General features: G+C 74.8%; 19 protein-coding genes, 1 tRNA gene, 2 pseudogenes and 1 riboswitch. Of the genes and pseudogenes, 14 read left to right on the top strand and 8 right to left on the bottom strand.

The window, feature by feature from the left end:
• Positions 1 to 4: 4 nt before the first annotated feature.
• From eno to BJF88_RS00830, 3 genes and pseudogenes are all read left to right on the top strand, one after another.
• Positions 5 to 1,283, top strand: a pseudogene (gene eno / locus BJF88_RS00840) (phosphopyruvate hydratase).
• Complete coding sequence (locus tag BJF88_RS20725) at positions 1,165 to 2,226, top strand: septum formation initiator family protein (RefSeq protein ID WP_255371614.1); 1,062 nt, start codon at positions 1,165 to 1,167, stop codon at positions 2,224 to 2,226. Before eno ends, BJF88_RS20725 begins: the two are co-directional and overlap by 119 nt.
• Positions 2,227 to 2,281: 55 nt before the next feature.
• The gene (locus tag BJF88_RS00830; RefSeq protein WP_075827389.1) at positions 2,282 to 2,809 is read left to right on the top strand and encodes a DUF501 domain-containing protein; all 528 of its coding nucleotides are present in this window, start codon (positions 2,282 to 2,284) and stop codon (positions 2,807 to 2,809) included.
• 42 nt (positions 2,810 to 2,851) lie between these two features.
• On the opposite strand, the gene BJF88_RS00825 is transcribed toward BJF88_RS00830, so the two are convergent.
• A complete protein-coding gene (locus BJF88_RS00825; RefSeq protein WP_075827388.1) occupies positions 2,852 to 4,570 on the bottom strand; it encodes a SpoIIE family protein phosphatase in 1,719 nt (572 codons plus the stop codon).
• 23 nt (positions 4,571 to 4,593) lie between these two features.
• Positions 4,594 to 5,040 (bottom strand): PAS domain-containing protein, encoded by a 447-nt coding sequence (locus BJF88_RS00820; protein ID WP_075827387.1) that lies wholly within the window; start codon positions 5,038 to 5,040, stop codon positions 4,594 to 4,596.
• 138 nt (positions 5,041 to 5,178) lie between these two features.
• On the opposite strand from BJF88_RS00820, the gene BJF88_RS00815 reads away from it, so the two are divergent.
• The 5 genes from BJF88_RS00815 (at position 5,179) to BJF88_RS00800 (ending at position 9,716) form a co-directional block, all read left to right on the top strand.
• Positions 5,179 to 6,201 carry a Ppx/GppA phosphatase family protein gene (locus BJF88_RS00815; protein ID WP_083648751.1) on the top strand — a complete coding sequence of 341 codons (1,023 nt, stop codon included), beginning with the start codon at positions 5,179 to 5,181 and terminating at the stop codon, positions 6,199 to 6,201.
• Between the two features lie 67 nt (positions 6,202 to 6,268).
• Positions 6,269 to 6,781: a cation:proton antiporter gene (locus BJF88_RS17900; protein WP_158068853.1), complete on the top strand. Its 513-nt coding sequence runs from the start codon at positions 6,269 to 6,271 to the stop codon at positions 6,779 to 6,781.
• A complete protein-coding gene (locus BJF88_RS00810; RefSeq protein WP_158068852.1) occupies positions 6,694 to 7,854 on the top strand; it encodes a sodium:proton antiporter in 1,161 nt (386 codons plus the stop codon). The genes BJF88_RS17900 and BJF88_RS00810 overlap by 88 nt, the downstream gene beginning before the upstream one ends.
• Before the next feature lie 89 nt (positions 7,855 to 7,943).
• Positions 7,944 to 9,632, top strand: a complete 1,689-nt coding sequence (locus BJF88_RS00805) for an NAD(P)/FAD-dependent oxidoreductase (RefSeq protein WP_083648748.1) — start codon at positions 7,944 to 7,946, stop codon at positions 9,630 to 9,632.
• Between the two features lie 10 nt (positions 9,633 to 9,642).
• Positions 9,643 to 9,716 (top strand) — tRNA-Leu (locus tag BJF88_RS00800).
• A gap of 11 nt (positions 9,717 to 9,727) precedes the next feature.
• On the opposite strand, the gene BJF88_RS00795 is transcribed toward BJF88_RS00800, so the two are convergent.
• Together BJF88_RS00795 and BJF88_RS00790 are read right to left on the bottom strand one after the other, a co-directional pair.
• Positions 9,728 to 10,090 carry an MmcQ/YjbR family DNA-binding protein gene (locus tag BJF88_RS00795; protein WP_075827386.1) on the bottom strand — a complete coding sequence of 121 codons (363 nt, stop codon included), beginning with the start codon at positions 10,088 to 10,090 and terminating at the stop codon, positions 9,728 to 9,730.
• Positions 10,087 to 10,497 carry a VOC family protein gene (locus BJF88_RS00790; RefSeq protein WP_369824431.1) on the bottom strand — a complete coding sequence of 137 codons (411 nt, stop codon included), beginning with the start codon at positions 10,495 to 10,497 and terminating at the stop codon, positions 10,087 to 10,089. The genes BJF88_RS00795 and BJF88_RS00790 overlap by 4 nt, the downstream gene beginning before the upstream one ends.
• A gap of 82 nt (positions 10,498 to 10,579) precedes the next feature.
• Positions 10,580 to 10,712: riboswitch (TPP riboswitch) on the top strand.
• On the opposite strand from BJF88_RS00790, the gene BJF88_RS00785 reads away from it, so the two are divergent.
• Complete coding sequence (locus tag BJF88_RS00785; protein ID WP_083648747.1) at positions 10,703 to 11,494, top strand: TenA family protein; 792 nt, start codon at positions 10,703 to 10,705, stop codon at positions 11,492 to 11,494. Its footprint overlaps the riboswitch before it by 10 nt.
• Positions 11,495 to 11,622: 128 nt before the next feature.
• A complete protein-coding gene (locus BJF88_RS00780) occupies positions 11,623 to 11,976 on the top strand; it encodes a helix-turn-helix domain-containing protein (RefSeq protein WP_083648746.1) in 354 nt (117 codons plus the stop codon).
• A gap of 285 nt (positions 11,977 to 12,261) precedes the next feature.
• Here the strand turns inward: BJF88_RS00780 and BJF88_RS00775 are convergent, their stop codons facing one another.
• The gene (locus tag BJF88_RS00775) at positions 12,262 to 12,888 is read right to left on the bottom strand and encodes a transcriptional regulator (protein WP_075827384.1); all 627 of its coding nucleotides are present in this window, start codon (positions 12,886 to 12,888) and stop codon (positions 12,262 to 12,264) included.
• 108 nt (positions 12,889 to 12,996) lie between these two features.
• Here BJF88_RS00775 and BJF88_RS00770 point away from each other — a divergent pair, with 108 nt between their 5' ends.
• Positions 12,997 to 13,842: an oxygenase MpaB family protein gene (locus tag BJF88_RS00770; protein ID WP_075827383.1), complete on the top strand. Its 846-nt coding sequence runs from the start codon at positions 12,997 to 12,999 to the stop codon at positions 13,840 to 13,842.
• A 14-nt stretch (positions 13,843 to 13,856) separates the two neighbouring features.
• On the opposite strand, the gene BJF88_RS00765 is transcribed toward BJF88_RS00770, so the two are convergent.
• Entirely contained in the window at positions 13,857 to 14,309 is a 453-nt protein-coding gene (locus BJF88_RS00765) for a MarR family winged helix-turn-helix transcriptional regulator (RefSeq protein WP_255371613.1), read from the bottom strand.
• Between the two features lie 157 nt (positions 14,310 to 14,466).
• Here BJF88_RS00765 and BJF88_RS00760 point away from each other — a divergent pair, with 157 nt between their 5' ends.
• A complete protein-coding gene (locus tag BJF88_RS00760; protein ID WP_075827381.1) occupies positions 14,467 to 15,699 on the top strand; it encodes an MFS transporter in 1,233 nt (410 codons plus the stop codon).
• A 7-nt stretch (positions 15,700 to 15,706) separates the two neighbouring features.
• On the opposite strand, the gene BJF88_RS00755 is transcribed toward BJF88_RS00760, so the two are convergent.
• Positions 15,707 to 16,246 (bottom strand): MarR family winged helix-turn-helix transcriptional regulator, encoded by a 540-nt coding sequence (locus BJF88_RS00755; RefSeq protein ID WP_075827380.1) that lies wholly within the window; start codon positions 16,244 to 16,246, stop codon positions 15,707 to 15,709.
• Between the two features lie 96 nt (positions 16,247 to 16,342).
• Between BJF88_RS00755 and BJF88_RS20720 the strand changes: the two are divergent.
• Positions 16,343 to 16,705: pseudogene (locus tag BJF88_RS20720) on the top strand (efflux RND transporter permease subunit); the annotation flags it as partial.
• Here BJF88_RS20720 and BJF88_RS20715 read toward each other — a convergent pair.
• Positions 16,633 to 16,833: a hypothetical protein gene (locus BJF88_RS20715; protein ID WP_255371626.1), complete on the bottom strand. Its 201-nt coding sequence runs from the start codon at positions 16,831 to 16,833 to the stop codon at positions 16,633 to 16,635. The pseudogene BJF88_RS20720 and the gene BJF88_RS20715 overlap by 73 nt on opposite strands.
• A 33-nt stretch (positions 16,834 to 16,866) precedes the next feature.
• On the opposite strand from BJF88_RS20715, the gene BJF88_RS00750 reads away from it, so the two are divergent.
• Positions 16,867 to 19,614, top strand: coding sequence for an efflux RND transporter permease subunit (locus tag BJF88_RS00750; protein ID WP_255371612.1), 2,748 nt, complete (start codon positions 16,867 to 16,869; stop codon positions 19,612 to 19,614).
• Positions 19,615 to 19,617 lie beyond the last annotated feature (3 nt).

Raw genomic sequence — 19,617 nt, 5'->3', positions numbered from 1 at the left:
ACCTGTGGCCAGCATCGAAGCCGTTGGAGCGCGCGAGATCCTCGACTCCCGTGGAAACCCGACCGTGGAGGTCGAGGTCGTCCTGGACGACGGGACGTTCGCCCGCGCCGCCGTGCCGTCGGGCGCGTCGACGGGTGCGTTCGAGGCCGTCGAGCGTCGTGACGGCGACAAGTCCCGCTACCTGGGCAAGGGCGTCGAGGGTGCGGTCAACGCCGTCATCGACGACATCGCCCCGGAGCTCATCGGGTTCGAGGCCGAGGACCAGCGCCTCATCGACGCCGCGCTCATCGACCTCGACGGCACCCCGAACAAGGGCAAGCTCGGCGCGAACGCGATCCTCGGCGTGTCGCTCGCCGTGGCGAAGGCCGCCGCGAAGTCGGCGGGCCTCGACCTGTACCGCTACGTCGGCGGTCCCAACGCGCACGTCCTGCCCGTGCCGATGATGAACATCCTCAACGGCGGGTCGCACGCGACTCGAACGTCGACATCCAGGAGTTCATGGTCGCGCCGGTCGGCGCGTCCTCGTTCCGCGAGGCGCTGCGCACCGGCGCCGAGGTCTACCACTCCCTGAAGTCCGTGCTCAAGGAGAAGGGCCTCGCGACGGGTCTGGGCGACGAGGGCGGCTTCGCGCCGAACCTGTCGAGCAACCGCGAGGCGCTCGACCTCATCCTCGTCGCGATCGAGAAGGCCGGCTTCACGCCCGGCACCGACGTGACGCTCGCGCTCGACGTCGCCTCGACCGAGTTCTTCTCCGACGGCGCCTACCAGTTCGAGGGCGGCGCGAAGTCGCCGGCCGAGATGATCGAGTACTACGCGCAGCTCGTGCGCGACTACCCGCTCGTGTCCATCGAGGACCCGCTGTCCGAGGACGAGTGGGACTCGTGGTCGCAGCTCGTCGCCGAGGTCGGCGACAAGGTCCAGATCGTCGGCGAGACCTGTTCGTCACCAACCCGGAGCGTCTCGCCAAGGGCATCGAGCTCAAGGCGGCGAACTCGCTGCTCGTCAAGCTCAACCAGATCGGCTCGCTCACGGAGACGCTCGACGCCGTCGAGCTCGCGCAGCGCAACGGCTTCACCGCGATGGTGTCGCACCGCTCCGGCGAGACCGAGGACACGACGATCGCCGACCTGGCCGTCGCGACGAACGCCGGCCAGATCAAGACCGGTGCACCCGCCCGCGGCGAGCGCATCAACAAGTACAACCAGCTCCTGCGCATCGAGGAGGCGCTGGACGACGCCGCGCGCTACGCCGGCCGCGGTGCGTTCCCGCGCTGGTCGGCCTGACGAGCTCCGGCTCGACCCCCGCGGGCTCCTCGCCCGCACGCCGAGGCCCGGCGGACCGTCACGGTCCGCCGGGCCTCCGGCGTCCGGGGCGGACGGCGCTGCGACGCGGCGGCGAGCCGGGCACGTCCCTGAACGGTCCCCGGTGGGGAGCCGGGCACGTCGCCGGACGGCGGGCGGTGGTGAAGAGATCGTGTCGATCGACGGTCGGGCGCCCGGCACCCGCGCGTGCTGCCCCGCGGGGTGGCGGCGGGGCGGCACAATCGGGGCATGCCGTCCTCCCGTCGCCCCCCGAGCCCGGGCACGTCGCGCGCCCCGTGCGGGCCGCGGGACCCGCACGTCGTCGGGCTCGCCGTCGGGCGGCGGGCAGCGGTCGTCGACGGGGGCGTCCTCCGCGTCGTCGGGCTCGTCGTCCACGCGCCCGGCGCGCCGGCCCGAGACGCGCCGCCCGGCGGGCCCGGGCCCCGAGGACCGGCGCCGCAGCCGCTACGGCTTCCTCCTTCCCGAGGTGGTGACGGTCCGCACGCTCGTGCTGTCCGTCGTCGTGCTGCTCGCCGTCGTGCTCGTGCTGCCCACCGTCCGCGCGTACGTGAACCAGACGGACGAGCTGCGCGCCCTGCGCACCGAGCTCGCCGACGCGCAGGCCGAGCGGGACGGTCTCGAGGCCGAGCTGGAGCGCTGGGACGACCGCGCGTACGTCGAGCGGCAGGCCCGCGACCGGCTCAACTTCGTCATGCCGGGCGAGCGCCCGTGGCGCGTGCTCGACCCGGAGACGGTGGTCGACGACGTCGACCCGCAGACGGGACGGCCCATCTCGGACGGGCCGGTCCAGGGCTACGCGGACGGCACGCCGTGGTACCAGGCGATGTGGGAGTCGGTCCAGGTCGCCGGGCGCCAGCCCGCGGGGACGGGCACGGAGGGCTCCGGGACCGGGGAGAATGGATGACGCGGCCCGTGCGCCGCGTGCCCGACCCGTGCCCGAGCCACCCCGAGGACTCCTTGTGACCGACGCCCGCCTGGCCATCCCCGCCGACGACCCCGCCGCGGAGGTGTCCGCGCACGACCGCGAGGTGCTCGCCGAGCAGCTCGGCCGGACGCCGCGCGGCGTCGTGGGCATCGCGGCCCGCTGCGCCTGCGGGCGCCCGCTCGTGGTGCGCACCGCGCCGCGGCTGGACGACGGCACGCCCTTCCCGACGACGTTCTACCTCACCCACCCGGGCGCGGTCGCGGCCGCCTCGACCCTCGAGGCGAACGGCGTGATGAAGGAGATGACGGAGCGCCTGGCGGAGGACACCGCCCTCGCGCAGGCCTACCGGGCGGCGCACGAGCACTACCTCGCGCAGCGCGAGGAGCTCGGCCACGTCGAGGAGATCGAGGGGATCTCGGCGGGCGGGATGCCCACGCGCGTCAAGTGCCTGCACGTGCTGGTGGGCCACGCGCTCGCCGCCGGGGCGGGTGTCAACCCGCTCGGCGACGAGGCGCTCGAGCGCGTCCGCGACGTCTGGCGCCCCGACCGCTGCTCCTGCTGACCCTGTCGCACCCGTCCGTGCGGCGGGCGCGGACGCCGGGCGTCAGAGGTTGTCGCGGTGCGCCGCCTCGTCGAGGTCGCCCGGGAGGACCTCGGGCCCGGCCTCCGCGGGACGCGGGCGGTCCTGGGGGTACGCGCGTGCGGCGAGGAGCGCGACGTCGTCCTCGCCGTCCGTCGCGAGGTCCGCGATGAGGCGGTCGCACAGCTCCTCGAGGGGGAGTTCCGCGAGCTCCTGGGCCGTCGTGCGCAGCCGCTCGAGGCCGACGTGCAGCGACTCGCCCCGACGTTCGACGAGCCCGTCGGTGTAGAGCAGGACGGTCGAGCCGGGCGGGACGATCTCGGTGTGGTCGTGGCGCTCCTCGTGCACGCGCAGGCCGAGCGGCAGGTTCGTCGAGCGGTGCAGGAGCTCCGCCCGGCCGTCCGGGTGCAGGAGGAGCGGCGGGAGGTGGCCGGCGCTCGACCAGCGCAGCAGGCGCAGGCCCTGCTCGGCGAGCTCCTCCGGCTGCTCGAGCTTCGCCAGGACGCCCGTGCTGATCGCGCCGACGCCGAGGTCGTGCATCGCCCAGTCGAGCGACTCGAAGATCGCGGCGGGGGAGCGGACGACGGCGTGCGCGCCGCCCCGCAGGACGTTGCGCACCTGGGCCATCGAGACGGCGGCCCGCAGGTCGTGGCCCGTGACGTCCCCGATGACGAGGCACGTGCTGCCGTCGCGCACGAGGAAGGCGTCGTACCAGTCGCCGCCGATCTGGGTGCCCGTCGCCGCGGGGACGTAGCGTGCGACGAGGTGCAGGTGGTCGGGCTCGGGGAGCGCGGTGAGGAGGCTGCGCTGGAGCTCCTCGGCCAGGGTGCGCTGGGCGGCGTGCAGGTGCGCGTTGTCCAGCGCGAGCCCGATCTGCGCCATGACGTCGCGCAGGGCGGCCACGTCGGCCTTGGTGAAGCGGCCTCGCTCGGCCCGCCGCGCGAGCGTGACCAGACCGCGGGTGTGGCCGCGCCCGCGCAGCGGGAGGACGGCCATGGCGTAGGGCTCCAGGCGCGTCAGCAGGTCGTGCGCGGGCCCCTCCTCCACGAGGTCGCCCGGGCGGGGCGTCCCGGTGCGCAGCGCGTGCGGCGCACCGGCCACCGTCTGGGCGACGAGCGAGGTGGGGACGAGGGCGGGCACGCGCACCTGCGCGTACGCGTCGAGGACCGGCTGCATCGCCGGGTCGGCGTGCAGCGAGGCGACGTCGCGCAGGCGCTGCTGCCACCCGCCGGCCCCCTCCTCGAGGACGCTCGCGATCGCGAAGTCGGCGACCGCGGGCACGAGGTGGGGGAGGACGGCCTCGAGCGCCCGGACCGGGTCGAGCGTCTCGGCGAGCTCGGCCGCGACGGCCGCGAGGAGCTGCGAGCGTTCCTGGGCCTGCTGCGCGAGCTCGAGCGCGCGGCGCCGCTCGGTCACGTCCGTGAAGTAGGCGGCGACCCCACCGCGCTCGGGCACGGCACGCACCTCGTACCAGGCGTCGAGCGGGGCCGGGTAGTAGGCGTCGAAGACGACGGGCTCGCCGGTCCGCGCGACCCCACGGTAGCTGTCCTCGAAGACCGACTCGACGGCCGCCGGGAACAGGTCCCAGATCACCCCGCCGACGAGGCGCTCGCGCGTGCTCTGGAGGATGCGCTCCGCCTCCGGGTTGACGTACCCGAAGCGCCACTCGGGGTCGAGCCAGAAGTAGCCGACCGTCATGTCGTCGAGGATCTGCCGGACGCGCTCCTCGCCCGCGCGCAGCACCGTCGTGTCGGTCGTGACGCCGATCAGCTGCTCGGCGACGCCCGAAGGCCCCCCAGCGCCCGCCCTCGTGCGGTCAGCCAGCGCGTCGAGCCGTCCGGCCGCAGCACGCGGAACTCCGCCTCGTAGACACCGCACGCCGCGATCGCCTCGTCGAGCGCCGCCGTGACCGGGCCGAGGTCGTCGGGGTGCAGGCGTGCGTTGAACGCGTCGATCGTGCCGCCGAAGGACGTCTCGTCGTAACCGAAGACCTCGAGGAGCGCCGCGTCCCAGTGCAGCGCGCCGGACGACAGGTCCCACTGGAACGTGCCCAGCCCTGCCGCCTGGGCGGCGGCGTCGAGCAGCTCCAGACGCTGGGCGCGCGTCGCCTCGACGTCGGGCGCGAGGTCCCCGTCCCGGGTCGCCACCGCGTGGCGCGTCCGGCCGGCGGCGTCGGGCGCCGGCTCCCCGCCGCTGCCCGCCGGGTGCTGCATGTGCGTGTCCCCTCCGCCGAGCGTTCGATCCTTCCGCGGGACATCATCCCCTGTCGCGAGCCGTGCGCGTGCACACGGGCGCGCCCGGGCCGTGTCGGCGCGCCGCGCGGGGCGCGGCGGGGGTGGCACCCTGGTCGCATGACACCTGGCTCCACCTCGCCGACCGCCGCGCAGACCACCGTGCCCGAGACCGACCGCCCCACCGGCAGCACACCCGCGCGCGTCGCGGCCGTCGACTGCGGCACGAACTCGATCCGCCTGCTGGTCGCGGACGTCGACCCGGCCACGGGGACGCTCGTCGAGCTGGACCGTCGCATGGAGGTCGTGCGCCTCGGCCAGGGCGTGGACCGCACGGGCCGCCTCGCGCCCGAGGCGCTCGAGCGGACGCTCGACGCGGCGCGCCGCTACGCGCAGGTGATCACCGACCTCGGCGCGACCCGCACCCGCTTCGTCGCGACGTCGGCGACGCGCGACGCGCAGAACCGTGACGACTTCGTGCGCGGCGTGCTCGACGCGCTCGGGGTCGAGCCGGAGGTCGTCTCGGGTCAGGAGGAGGCCGAGCTGTCGTTCCGCGGCGCGACGTCGACCGTGGCGCAGGTGCGGCCCGGGCCGTACGTCGTCGTGGACCTCGGCGGCGGGTCGACCGAGCTCGTGCACGGTACGGCGACGCCGGACGCCGCGTTCTCGATGGACGTCGGCTGCGTGCGCATGACCGAGCGGCACCTGCGCAGCGACCCGCCGACCGCGGACGAGGAGGCCGCGGCGCGCGCCGACGTGCGCGCGGCGCTGGACGAGGCGGCGGGCGTCGTCCCGCTGGGCCGGGCGGCGACGCTGGTCGGGCTCGCGGGCTCGGTCACCACCGTCACGGCGCACGCCCTCGCTCTCGCCGCGTACGACCGGGACCGCATCGACGGCGCCGTCCTGCCCGTCGAGGACGTGCTCGCCGCGTGCGACGACCTGCTCCACCGCACACGCGCCGACCGCGCCGCGCTCGGGTTCATGCACCCGGGACGGGTCGACGTCATCGGTGCGGGCGCGCTCGTGTGGTCGGAGGTCGTCCGGCGCGTGCGCGACGACGTCGCGGCCGCCGGCGGGTCGCTCACCGAGGTCGTCACCAGCGAGCACGACATCCTCGACGGGATCGCCTGGTCGATCGCCTGACCGCGCCGGCGGGTGCGAGCGTGCGCCCGCCGACCTCGCCGTGACCCCGGACCCAGGAGGCGCCCCCGTGCCCACCGCGCTGCTCGTGGCCGTGCTGCTCGCCGGCGTCGTCGTGCTCACGCCGGCGGCCGACCGCCTGCGCGTGCCGGCCCCGGTGCTCCTCACCGTCCTCGGTCTCGCGGTCCCGCTCGTGCCCGGCGTGCCCGAGCTGCGGGTCGAGCCCGAGTACATCCTGCCCGCGGTGCTCCCGCCCCTCCTCTTCGCGGCGACCCAGCGCGCGTCGGTGCACGACGTGCGCCGCAACGCGAGCCCGATCCTGCTCCTGGCCGTGGGGCTCACCGTGGTGACCGCCGGGGTCGTGGCCGTGGTCGCGCACGCGCTGGGCCTCGGCTGGGGAGCCGCCGTCGTCCTCGGGGCCGTCGTCGCGCCGCCGGACCCGGTGGCCGCGACCGCGGTCGCGCGACGCTGCGCCTGCCGGGACGGATGGTGGCGGTGCTCGAGGGCGAGGGCATGTTCAACGACGCCACCGCGCTGGTCCTGTACAACGTCTCGGTCGCGGCCGTGGTCGCGGGCACGGTGAGCGCCGGGCAGATCGGGCTCGAGCTCGTCGAGGCCGTCGTCGTCGGGACCGGGCTCGGTCTCGCCGCGGGGTGGCTCACGCGGCTCGCCCTGCGCCACCTCCACCACGCCGCGCCCGAGACCACGGTGACCCTGGCCGTCCCGTTCGCCGTCTACCTCGGCGCGGAGGAGCTGAACGGGTCCGGCGTGCTGGCCGTCCTCGCGCTCGGCCTGTACCTGCGCACCACCGGCCACGACGCGCTGACGTCGGCCGGGTGGCTGCTCGGCCGCTCCGTGTGGGACTTCGCCGACTACCTCGTCACGAGCCTGGTCTTCGTGTTCATCGGCTTCGAGCTGACGGCGGTGCTGCGCGACGGCAGCGACGACCGCGTCGCGACCCTCGCGACCGCGCTCGTCGTCGCAGGGGTGCTCGTGGCGGTGCGCTTCGCCTGGATCTTCCCCGTCACGTGGGTGCGGCACCGCCTGCGGCGTGCGGGCCGCGGGAGCGCGGAGCCGGCCACCCCGCGCGAGGCGACCGTCATGGCGTGGGCCGGCATGCGCGGCGTCGTCACGGTCGCGAGCGCCCTCGCGCTGCCGCTGGCGATCGACGGCGGTGAGGCGTTCCCGCACCGCAGCGGCATCGTGTTCACGGCGCTCGTGTGCGTGCTCGTGACCCTCGTCGCCCAGGGGCTGACGCTCGCCCCGCTCGTGCGGGCGCTGCGCGTGGGGGAGGAGGGGGATCTCTCGGCCGAGACGTCGGTGCTGCGCCGGGACGCCGCCGGTGCGGGGCTGGACGCGGTGCGGGCCGCGACCGAGGACGAGCGGGGGCGGCCCTACCCGGACGACGTGCGCCGCGCCGTCGAGCTGCAGTACGAGGGGCGCCTGCGCGCGCAGGAGGCCCTCGCGGCGGCGCGGGACGGGACGGCACGGCCCGAGGACGAGCCGGGGCGCGAGGTGACGGAGCTGCTGCGTCGCGCGAGCGAGGCGGAGCGCGAGCACGTGATCGAGGCGAGGTCGCGCGGCGACGTCAGCGCCGAGGCCGCGGACGCGGTGCTCGACGAGGTGGAGTCGCGCGCCGTGCGGGACGTGCGGTGACCGGGCCGGGACCGGCCGTGCTGCGCGTCACGCCCGCAGGACGGACCTCCTCGACGTGCCGGGGTCCTCAGCAGTAATACTCTGGGACCATGCCTCAGAATGACCTGACCTCGGTCGACCGTGCCCAGGACGCGCCGGAGGTGACGTCTGCCGCGACGCAGGTGGCCTCGTCGCCCACCACGGCGACCGCGGTGGCCCCGCAGGCCGCCTCGCCGCGGCCGCGCAAGGTGCCGCGCGTCGTCGTGCTGGGCGGTGGTTCCGTCGGCCTGTACGCCGCGCGCCGCCTGCGCAAGAAGCTCGGCCGCCGCGAGGCCGCCATCGTCGTGGTCGACCCGCGCCCGTACATGACGTACGCGCCGTTCCTCCCCGAGGCCGCGGCGGGCTCGATCGACGCGCGCGACGTCGTCGCGCCCCACCGCCGTGCGCTCAAGGGCATCGACGTGCTCCAGGGCAAGGTCGTCGGCATCGACCACGGCGACCGCACCGTGACGATCCACCCGGAGGAGGGCGACGACTACTCGGTCACGTACGACCACCTCATCGTCGGCCTGGGCTCCGTGTCGCGGACGCTGCCGATCCCCGGACTGGCGGAGAACGCCATCGGCTTCAAGAACGTGGAGGAGGCCATCGCGGTCCGCAACCACGTCATCAACCGCATGGACGTCGCGTCCTCCACGTGGGACGCGGACCTGCGCCGGCGCATGCTGACCTTCACGTTCGTCGGCGGCGGCTTCGCCGGCGTCGAGGCGCTCGCCGAGATCGAGGACATGGCCCGCCACGCGACGCGCAACTACGCGACGATCGAGGAGACGGACCTGCGCTTCGTGATGATCGAGGGCGCGGGCCGGATCCTGCCCGAGCTCAGCGAGCCGATGGCCGCGTGGGCCCTCGAGGAGCTGAAGAAGCGCGGCATCGAGTTCCACCTCAACACGTTCCTGTCCTCGTGCGAGGGCGGGCACGTCGTCACGTCGACCGGCGTGGAGTTCGACTCCGAGACGATCGTGTGGACCGCGGGCGTCAAGGCGAACCCGGTCCTCAAGGAGGACTCCGACCTGCCCGTCGACAAGATGGGCCGCGTCACCGTGCGCCCGACGCTCCAGGTCGAGGACGCCGACGGCAACCTCGTGCCGAACGCGTGGGCCGCGGGCGACTGCGCCGCCGTGCCCGACGTCCTCAACCCCGGCAAGTTCTGCCCGCCGAACGCCCAGCACGCGATCCGCGAAGCCACCCGCTTGGCCGACAACCTCGCGCTCGAGCTCCACGGCGAGCCGCCCGTCGAGTACCGCCACAAGAACGTCGGCACGGTCGCGTCCCTCGGCCTCTACAAGGGCGTGGCGGAGCTCTTCGGCGTGTTCAAGCTGCGCGGCACGCTCGCGTGGCTCATGCACCGCGGGTACCACGTCATGGCGATGCCGACCGGCAACCGCAAGATCCGCATCTTCGTCGGCTGGATGGGCCAGTTCCTCATGGGCCGCGAGCTCGTCTCGCTCGGCTCGCTGCACGACCCGCGCGCCGAGTTCCGCGCCGCGTCGGTGCCGCCGAAGAAGGACGGTCAGGTGAAGCAGACGGCGCAGGGATCGGCCGCCGCGGCCGAGTCCGGGTCCGGCGAGCCGACCGTGGACGCGACGAGCGGACGCCGGCGAGCCAGGCCTCCTGAGCCGCTCCGGGACCTCACGTCCCGGCCCGACGACGAGGGGCGAGCCGACCGGTCGGCTCGCCCCTCGCGTCATGTGCGTCTCGGGGTGCGTCCGGGCGGGACCGCGCGCCGGCGGCGATAAGGTCGTGGCGGCCCCCATGGCCCAACTGGCAGAGGCAGCCGGCTTAAACCCGGCGTGTTCCGGGTTCGAGTCCCGGTGGGGGCACGCTCTCCCTGTCAGAGCGAGGCGACGTAGTCGTACGCCTCCTCGAGGGCGTCGCGCCAGGCGTCCGCGGGCCCGGGGGCCGGGCACGGGAGCGTGACCCACTCGCGCAGCGTCCGCCGGCCGAGCGTGACGACGTCCGCGGTCCCGGCGCGCACGAGCTCGACCGCACGGTCCCGCGGCACCTTGACGACCAGCCCGTCCTCGGTGTCGACGAAGGCGAAGAACTTCCCGCCGGTGCGCAGGCCCGGGCTGTGGAACATCGTCCCGGCCGTGACGCCGGGACGTTCGAGGAACGGCTCCGAGAGCTCGGCGAACAACGACCGGCCCTGCGACGCGGTGGCCGCGCCTCCCGGGCGCGTGGACGGCCCGCTCACGACAGCCCCGTCGGGCCCTCGGGCTCCGGGTCCGGAGCGGCCTCCTGCCCGAGGACCACGAGATGGCCGTCCGGGTCGCGCACCCGCGCGACGCGCTCTCCCCAGGGCTGGTCCGTGGGGGGCTCGACGACGGTCACCCCGGCGGCCGCGAGGTGCTCGACGGCGCGGTCGCAGTCGTCGACGTAGACCCACAGCGTCGTGCTGCCGTCGAAGGTCGCCCCGGCGTCGAGCCCGATGCCGAGCGGCGAGGTGCCCACGTGCACGCTGACGTACACGGGCGGGCCGTCGTCGGGGAACGCGTACTCGACGGTCCCGCGGAGCAGGTCGCGGTAGAAGCCGAGCGACCGCTCGACGTCGGACACCGTGATGATCGGGAACAGGCTGCGGAACATCGCGCCTCCTCGCAGGTCCGTGGCGGTGCCGACGGCGCCGTCCGTCCCATGGTGCGCCCCCGGCGCCGGACGTGCGCGCCGTCCTGCTAGGGTGCGGACGAACCACGCGGGGTGTCCCGTCCGGTGACCTGCGTCGCCGGGCCGAGGGACTGAGACGGGCGGTACGGCCGCCCGGACCCGTCGAACCTGATCTCGCTAGCACGAGCGGAGGAACGTGGGCATGACGACGCCTGCTGCCATCACCCTGAACCCTGCACCGACGGGCACATCGACGGGCACATCGACGGGCACTGCGCCGGGCGAGGACCCGAGGGTCCTCGTCGCGGACGACGAGACCGGCTTCAGCGCCGAGCTGGGCCGCCGGTACGCGCACCTGTTCGACGAGTTCTACGACCACCCGTTCCTCGCGGGCCTGCGCGACGGCTCCGTCGCGCCCGCGGCGGTGCGGCGCTACGTCGGTCAGGACCACCAGTACCTCACGGCGTACCTGCGCTGCTACGGCCTGGGCATGACGCTCGCCCCCGACCGCACGTGGGCGGCGTGGTTCCACGACAAGGCGGCCTTCCTGCTCGACGACGAGTCCCACGCCCACCACGCGATGTGCGACTTCCTCGGCGTCTCGTACGCCGAGGCCCAGACGAACCGGCTCGCGCCGAGCGCCCAGGCGTACGTCGACCACATGCTCGCGGCGGGTCGGGACTCGCTCGGCGTCCTGCTCGCCTCGCTGCTGCCGTGCCCGTGGACGTACATCTGGTCGGCGCGCCGGTTCTGGCTCGGCGAGCGGGCCACGACGGACGGCGCGATCGCGCCCGAGCACCCGTTGGCCGGCTGGTGGGAGTTCTACGCCGACGAGGCCACGGGGACCGTCCTCACGGACCAGCGTGCGCGGCTCGACGCGCTGGCCGCGGACGCCGGCGCGTCGGAGCGGCGCCGCATGGAGCTCGCCTTCGAGCTGAGCTGCCGCCACGAGATCCGCTTCTGGCAGATGGCGCACACGCTCGAGACCTGGTGAGGCCGGGCGCGGCCACGAGCGGCGTTACGCCGTCAGCAGATCACCGCTCCCGCCCCGGCCCTCGCGGTCCGGGGCGGGAGTAGCGTGAGGCGCACGTGTCGACGGGCGACGCGCGGACGGGAGCGGCGATGGACGAGCGACGGACCACGGCGGCCCGCGAGCGGCCCGAACCGCTGCTGCGCCACGTGATCGGCGGCATCCTCCGCCGAGCGCGCGCCTCCCAGGGGCGGACCCTGGCCGACGTCGCCGCCGCGGCCCGTGTGTCGACGGCCTACCTCTCGGAGGTCGAGCGTGGGCGGAAGGAGGCGTCGTCCGAGGTGCTCGCCGCGGTCTGCGCGGCGCTCGGGATCCGGCTCCTCGACCTCGTCGCGCGCACGGGCGAGGAGCTGCGCCCCGCGGCCGGCGTGTACGCGCTGTCCGGACCGTCGCCGGCGCGGCGCGGTGCGGCGACGTCGCGCGGTGCGGTGGTGCTGGCCGCCTGACGCGGCGCGTCGCGCGGCGTCGGTACGTGCCCGCGCGCAGCGCGGGATCAGCGCAGGAGCAGGGGGTGCACCTGCGCGGCGTTGTCGCGCAGCCGCTCGAGGTGCCGCGCCCGGACGCGGCCACCGCGGGCCGGGCCGCGGCGCGGTCGCTCGCCGCCGCGAGGGCTCGGCTGCGCGTTTCCGCGCGGCGCCGGCCGAGCGCGGTGAGCGCGGAGCCGAGCCGGACGAGGTGCCGGTCGAGGCCCCGCAGCTCGGCGGTGCGGGGCAGGGTGGGGGAGTACGCGCTCATGAGGGGTTCTCCGTGCCGTCGACGAGGGGGAACAGGTTGAAGTGGAGCTGCACGGGCCGGGCGCCGGGAGCGTCGTCCTGGTCCTTGTAGCGGTCGAGGATCTCGGAGAAGCGGTCCCAGGCGGCGAGGACCTCGCTCGCCTGGTCGGCGGTCAGCCAGAGACTGACCGTCTGCAGGCGAGAGGCGTCGCGCCAGCGGTGGTCGAGCTCGTGCCCGCGCTCGAGGAGGGCCTGGATCTTGCGTGCACGCGCGCTCTCGAACTCGCGGTTGACCATCGCTGTCGTGGTTGTCGCGGCGACGTCGCCGGGATCCCCCGGCATCTCCACGGTGAAGCCGCCGGGACGCCGTTCCCACCACCTCTCGCGTGCTGTGCCGCGACCGGGGACCTCCTGGACGAAGCCGTGCCGCGCGAGCTGGCGGAGGTGGTAGCTCGTCGACCCGCTCGACTCGCCCACGAGGTCTGCGATCCCGCTCGCGGTGAGCGCCCCGTGTGAGGACAGGAGGTCGAGGATCTGGATCCGCAGGGGGTGCGCGAGCGCCTTGAGCTGCTCGGGCCCGAGCACGCGCTCCGCGGACGAGGCGGGGCCTTCCGCGGCAGGGGTGGGGGTGTCCTCGGTGCTCATGGCGTCGACTCTAAAGTCGCAAAGGTAGCTTTGCAAGAGTTTCTTTGCAGCGACTTCTCTGCACATCGCCGTCCGGTGGCCGGGCGTGACGGGTGTGATGATCGGGTCATGGTCCCGGTGCTGGAGCGAGCTCGGACGTCGGCGGGCGCGGCGATCTTCGCGCGCGTCGCCGGTCCGGACGCGACCGCGACGCGGGCGCGCATCCACGAGACCCCCGGGCCGCGCTGGTTCGCGCCCGGCTCGCCGATCCAGCGCGTCCACGGCGACGCGTCGATGTTCGTGGGCGGTCTGCGCGCCCTGCTCCTGCAGAGCTGGCACCCGCTCGCGATGGCCGGCGTCGCCGCCCACTCGGGATACCGCGGCGACCCGTGGGGGAGGCTGCAGCGGACCTCGACGTTCATCGCGACGACGACGTTCGCGACGTCCGACGACGCGCAGCGCGCGGTCGACGCGGTGCGCGCCGTCCACGACCGGGTCCGCGGGACGGCCCCGGACGGACGCCCGTACGCGGCCGCGGACCCGCGGCTCCTGCGCTGGGTGCACGTCGCCGAGACCCAGAGCTTCCTCGTCGCGCACCAGCTGTACGGGCGGCGCCCGTTGGACCCCCGCGGGTGCGACGACTACGTCGCGCAGGCGGCCGTGGTCGGGCAGCGCCTGGGGGTCGAGCACGTGCCGCGCACGGGCGCCGAGCTCGATGCCGCGGTCGAGGCCGCGCGGCCGGACCTCGCGCTGACCGATGCCGCGCGCGACGCCGCCCGCTTCCTCCTCGTCGAGCCCCCGCTGCCGCGCGCGGTCCGGCCCGTGTACGCGGGGCTCGCCGCCGCCGCGCTCGCGTCCCTGCCGGACTGGGCCCGTGCGGGCATGCCCGACGTGCGTGTGCCCCGGTCGCTGGCCGCGCCCGCAGGAGCGCTCGTCACCCGCCTCATCCGGTGGGCCCTGCCGCCCGCGCCCTGAGACGCGCCCCGGCCTCAGTCGGCGTCGCGGCGCCGGCGGTAGTCGTCCAGGTCGTCGTTGAGCCGCGCGAGCAGCTCCGCGAGCAGGGCGCGGTCGAGCGGTGACCACCCGTCGAGGACGTCGGCGTACACGGCCGACCGAGCCGTGCGGTGGCGGTCGAGCTGGTCGAGGCCCGCGCTCGTCGGCTCGACGACGACGGCCCGGCCGTCGAGCGGGTCGCGCGCACGGGTCACGTGCCCCGCGCGCTCGAGCGCCACGACCTGTCGCGTGACCGTCGACCCGTCCAGGCCGAGGCGCTCCGCGAGGGCGGTGACGTGCTGCGGCCCGTGGATGCGCAGGGCCTGCAGCAGCAGGTAGCCGGACCGGTCGAGCGAGCCGTCCGGGCGCGGATCCCCGCGCTCCCCGGTGGTGCGCGTGCGCTCCGCCCGGCGCAGGAGGTGGGCCACCTCCAGCTCGACGGTCGCCACAGCGTCCTCGGCGACGCGCGGACGATCGTTTCCCCGGGCAACGGACATGGGTGTATCGTACAGCGAGTTGTCTGGTAGATGCAGGCAACTGCGGTGCGACACCGTGCCCCAGGCTCGACGCGCGCCCCGTACGACGATCCCGACCGCAGGAGGACGAGTGGCTGCCGCGCGCGACGAACCGAACCGGACCGCGATCTACGCCACCGCGCTGACGGCGTTCTTCGCGATCGCGGGCATCGCCGTCGTCGACCCGATCCTGCCCGTCATCGGCGAGGAGATCGGGGCGTCGACATGGCAGATCGAGCTGTTGTTCACCGCGTACATCGCCGTCATGGCCCTCGGCATGATCCCCGCCGTCATGGCCACGGGCCGGTTCGGCTACAAGAAGATCCTCGTCGCCGGCGTCTCGCTCGTCGCGGTCGCGGCCGGGTTCGCCGCCCTGAGCAGCACGATCGGCCAGCTCGCCGCGCTCCGCGGCCTGTGGGGCCTGGGCAACGCCATGTTCTTCGCGACGGCGATGGTCCTGCTCGTCTCGCTCGCGCGCGACCGCGAGTGGGTCGTCGGGCTCTTCGAGACCTGCGTCGGCCTGGGCTTCGCCGTCGGCCCGCTGCTCGGCGGGCTGCTCGGCGGGATCTCCTGGCGGGTGCCCTTCCTCGCGTGCGGCGTCCTCATGCTCGTCGCGCTGCTCGTGTCGGCCACGCGCCTGAAGGACCCGGCAGCGAGGCCGGCGACGCTGCGCGTGGGCCAGGTGTTCCGGCTGTTCCGCAGGCCCGGGTTCCTCGCGCTCGCGGCCGTCACCGCGGCGTACAACTTCTGCTTCTTCGTCGTGCTCGGCTACACGCCCGTGTTCCTCGGTCTCGCCGTCGTCCCGCTGGGCCTCGTCTTCACGGCCTGGGGGGTCGGGCTCGCGGTGGGCATCCTCGTCGTGGGGCACCGGCTCGCGCACCGCGTGGGTGCGGTGCAGACGCTCGGCCTCGCCGTCCTGGGCGTGCTCGTGGCGCTGGTCCTGCTCGCGCTCGACCTCGGCACCGTCGGGTCCGTCGTCGTGGTGGTGCTGTCGGGCGTATGCATGGGTGTCGCGAACGCCAACCTCACCGACCTGTCCCTCGCGCTCGGCGACCCCGACCGGCGCGTGACCACCGGGGCGTTCAACCTCGTGCGCTGGGGCTTCGCCGCGCCGGCGCCGGTGATCGCCGGCCTGCTCCACCCGGTCTCGCCCACCGCGCCGTTCTGGGTCGGCGCCGGCGTGCTCGTCCTCGGGGTGGTCGTGTTCCTCGCCACCGCCCACCGCATGGCGGGCGAGATCGGCGAGCGCGTGCTGTGGTCGCGGTGGGACCGGCGCGCCCGCGCGGTGGAGGGCTCGCCCGACGAGGCGCTCGGCGAGGTCTGAGGAGGGCTCAGGCGAGGTCCGGGACGTCCTCGTCGCCCCCACCGTCCCGGCCGTCCGGCTCGTCCCGCAGCTCGTCGTGCGCGGCGGCGAGCAGCGCGTCCACGCCTCGCGCGAGCGCACGCAGGTCCTCGAGGTCGAGCCGCTCGAGGAGGTGCTGCGTCGGCTCCTCGCGCGCCGCGAGCTCCCGCACGGCGTCGGCGCCGCGCCGCGTCGTCGCGACGAGGCGCACGCGGCGGTCCTGCGGGTCGGGCCGGCGCTCCACCATGCCCGCCGCGACGAGCCGGTCCACGATGCCGGAGACCGTCGCCGCCGACACCCCGAGCACGTCCGCGAGGTGGTGCGCCCCGCTCGGCCCGTCGACCTGCAGCACGGCGAGCGCGCGCAGCTGGACCACGGTGAGGCGGGTGCTGAGGAACGGCTCGAGACGCTGCGCGAGGAACAGCTCGCCGAGCGCCCGGCCGGCACCGTCGATGCCCGCCGCGAGCCGCTCGCGCTCGTCCCGTTCGCGCTCGTCCCGCTCGCCCCGCCGCGGCGTCCCGCCATCCACGCCTCGACCCTAGCCGGAACCCGTCCGGGATGCTTAGCGTTAGGCTAAACATCGACGACGACGTCGTGGCCCACCCCCGCTCGCCCTGGAGGCCTCGTGCTCCACCTCGCCCGGACGTCGCTCGCGAACCGCGCCGTCGTCGCCCTGATCGCGGTCGCCGCGGCCGTCTTCGGGGTGCTCAGCCTCGGCTCGCTCAAGCAGGAGCTCATCCCCTCGCTCCAGATCCCCGCGGCGGCGGTCGTCGCCGTCTACCCCGGCTCCGCGCCGGACATCGTCGAGGACCAGGTGACCGAGCCGGTCGAGGCGGCCGTCCAGGCCGTCGACGGCGTCGCCGACATCAGCTCGACCGCGTCGACGAGCCTGTCCGTGACGACCGTCGAGCTGGACTACGGCACGGACATGGACGCGGCGAGCCAGCAGCTGCAGACCGCGGTCACGCGCATCCAGAACCAGCTCCCCGCGGACGTCGAGCCGCAGGTCGTGACCGGGTCGGTCGACGACCTGCCGGTGATCCAGCTCGCCGCCGCGGGCGCCGAGGGCACCGACGGCGCGGCGGACGACGCGGCGGACGACGCGGCCCTCGACACCGCCGAGCTCGGGCCGTCGTCGAGTCCGTCCTCGTGCCGCGTCTCGAGGAGATCGACGAGGTCCGGTCGGTGGCGGTCACCGGCGTCGCGGACCGCGAGGTCCGTGTCGACCTCGACCCCCAGGCGCTCGCGTCGTCCGGCGTCTCCGCCGGCGACGTGTCCTCGCTCCTCGAGGACAACGGCGTCCTGGTCCCCGGCGGCACCGTCGTCGAGGGCGACACGGAGCTCACCGTCCAGATCGGGTCGCAGGTCACCTCCGTCGAGGAGCTCGCGGCGCTGCCGCTCCGCGGTACGCAGGGGGTCGTGCCGCTCGCGGACGTCGCGTCGGTCGCCGCGGTGGACGCGGACCCGACGTCGTACTCGCGGCTCGACGGCGCGCCCTCCCTCGCGGTCGCCGTCACCAAGACGCCCGCGGGCAACACGGTGGAGATCTCCCACGCGGTGCAGGACGCGCTCGACGACCTCGACGCGGCGCTGGCCGACCAGGGCGTGCGCGTCGCCGTCGTGTTCGACCAGGCCCCGTTCATCGAGGAGTCCATCGAGGGCCTCGCGACCGAGGGCGGGCTCGGGCTCGTCTTCGCCGTCGTCGTCATCCTGCTGTTCCTCACGTCGGTCCGCTCGACGCTCGTCTCCGCGATCTCCATCCCGCTGTCGCTGTGCGTGACGTTCGTCGTCATGGACGTGACCGGCTACACGCTGAACATCCTCACGCTCGGCGCCATGACCGTGGCCATCGGGCGCGTCGTCGACGACTCCATCGTCGTCATCGAGAACATCAAGCGGCACCTGTCCTACGGCGAGCCGAAGCGCGAGGCGATCGTGACGGCGGTGCGCGAGGTCGGCGGGGCGATCACCTCGTCGACGGTCTGCACCGTCGCAGTGTTCGCCCCGATCGCGCTCGTCGGCGGCATGGTCGGCGAGCTGTTCCGGCCGTTCGCCGTGACCGTCGCGATCGCGATGCTCGCCTCGCTCTTCGTCGCGCTGACCATCGTCCCGGTGCTCGCGTACTGGTTCATCAGGCCGCCGAAGGGCGTCGTCGAGCACGACGGGTCGCCGGAGTCGGTGGCCCGGGCCGCCGGGGTCGCGGAGCGCACCCGCGCCGAGGCCGAGGCGAAGGAGCGCCGCGGCGTCTGGCAGCGGGCGTACATGCCCACGCTGCGCGGGGCGCTGCGTCGCCCGCTCGTGACGCTCGGCGTCGCCGTCCTCGTGCTCGCGGGCACCCTCGCGCTCGTGCCGCGGCTCGAGACCAACTTCCTCGGCGACTCCGGGCAGGACACGCTCACCGTCACCGAGTCGTTCGCCCCGGGCACGACGCTCGCCGCGCAGGACGAGGCCGCGCGCGTGGTCGAGGACGCGCTGCTCGAGCTCGACGAGGTCGAGACCGTCCAGACCACCGTGGGCCAGGCGGACGCCGCGAGCGCGGCGTTCCTCGGTGGCGGCTCGACGCCGCAGGCGACGTTCGCGGTCACGCTCGCGGAGGACGCCGACGGGACGACCGCGCAGGGCGTCGTGCGCGACGCCGTGGCCGGGCTGGGCACCGAGGCCACGAGCGAGATCACGGTCGCCGGCGGCGAGGCGCTCATGGGCAGCTCGACCGTCGACCTCGTCGTCCGCACGACGGACCCCGACGCGCTCGCCGACGCCGCGCAGCAGGTCCAGGACGCCGCGGCCGCGACCGACGGCGCGCTCGAGGTGACGAACAACCTCGCCGCGGAGCAGAGCACCGTCCAGGTGAGCGTGGACCGCGAGGCCGCGACGGCGGCGGGGCTGACGGAGACCCAGCTCTCCGGCCTCGTCGCGTCCGTCATGTCGCCGCGCCCGATCGGCACGGTCGACCTCGGCGACGGCCCGGTCGACGTTGTCGTCTCGCAGGGTGAGGGTCCGGCCACCGTGGCCGAGCTCGAGGCGCTCGTCGTACCGACCGCCGCCGGCCCCGTCCCGCTCACGCAGGTCGCGACGGTCGAGGAGGTCGCGTCGCCCACGTCGATCACCCGGATGGGCGGCGAGCGCAGCGCGACCGTGTCCGTGACGCCGGAGGGCCAGGACCTCGGGGCGCTGACGGCGGCGCTCACGCAGACCGTCGACGAGCTCGACCTCCCGGCGGGCGCGACCGTGGAGATCGGCGGTGTCGCGGCGCAGCAGGAGGAGGCGTTCGCCGACCTCGGCCTCGCGCTCCTCGCCGCGATCCTCATCGTCTACGTGGTGATGGTCGCGACGTTCCGCTCGCTGGTGCAGCCGCTCATCCTGCTCGTCTCGGTGCCGTTCGCCGCGACCGGAGCCCTGCTCCTGCTGCTGGCGACCTCGACGCCGCTCGGCGTGCCGTCGCTCATCGGGATGCTCATGCTCGTCGGCATCGTGGTGTCGAACGCGATCGTGCTCATCGACCTCATCAACCAGTACCGCGAGCAGGGCCGCTCGCTCGACGACGCGGTCCTGGAAGGCTCCCGGCAGCGCCTGCGCCCGATCGTCATGACGGCGCTCGCGACGATCTTCGCCCTCACCCCGATGGCGCTCGGCATCACCGGCGGCGGCGCCTTCATCTCGCAGCCGCTCGCGCTCGTCGTCATCGGCGGGCTCGTGAGCTCCACGCTCCTCACGCTCGTGGTGGTCCCCGTGATCTATACGCTCGTCGAGCGGCGCGGCGAGCGGCGTCGCACGCGCCGGGCCGAGCGCGCCGCCCGCGAGCTCGAGTCCTCGACGCCCATGACGCCCGACGGCGACGCCACCGACACCGACGACGCCACCCCGGTCGGCCGCCACGCGGCCCAGCCGACCGCCTGACCT

Origin of the sequence: Cellulosimicrobium sp. CUA-896 (genome assembly GCF_001942335.1) — a bacterium.
GTDB lineage: Bacteria > Actinomycetota > Actinomycetes > Actinomycetales > Cellulomonadaceae > Cellulosimicrobium.
Note: the sequence above shows the minus strand (reverse complement) of the source record. Positions and strands in the feature narration are given on the sequence as shown.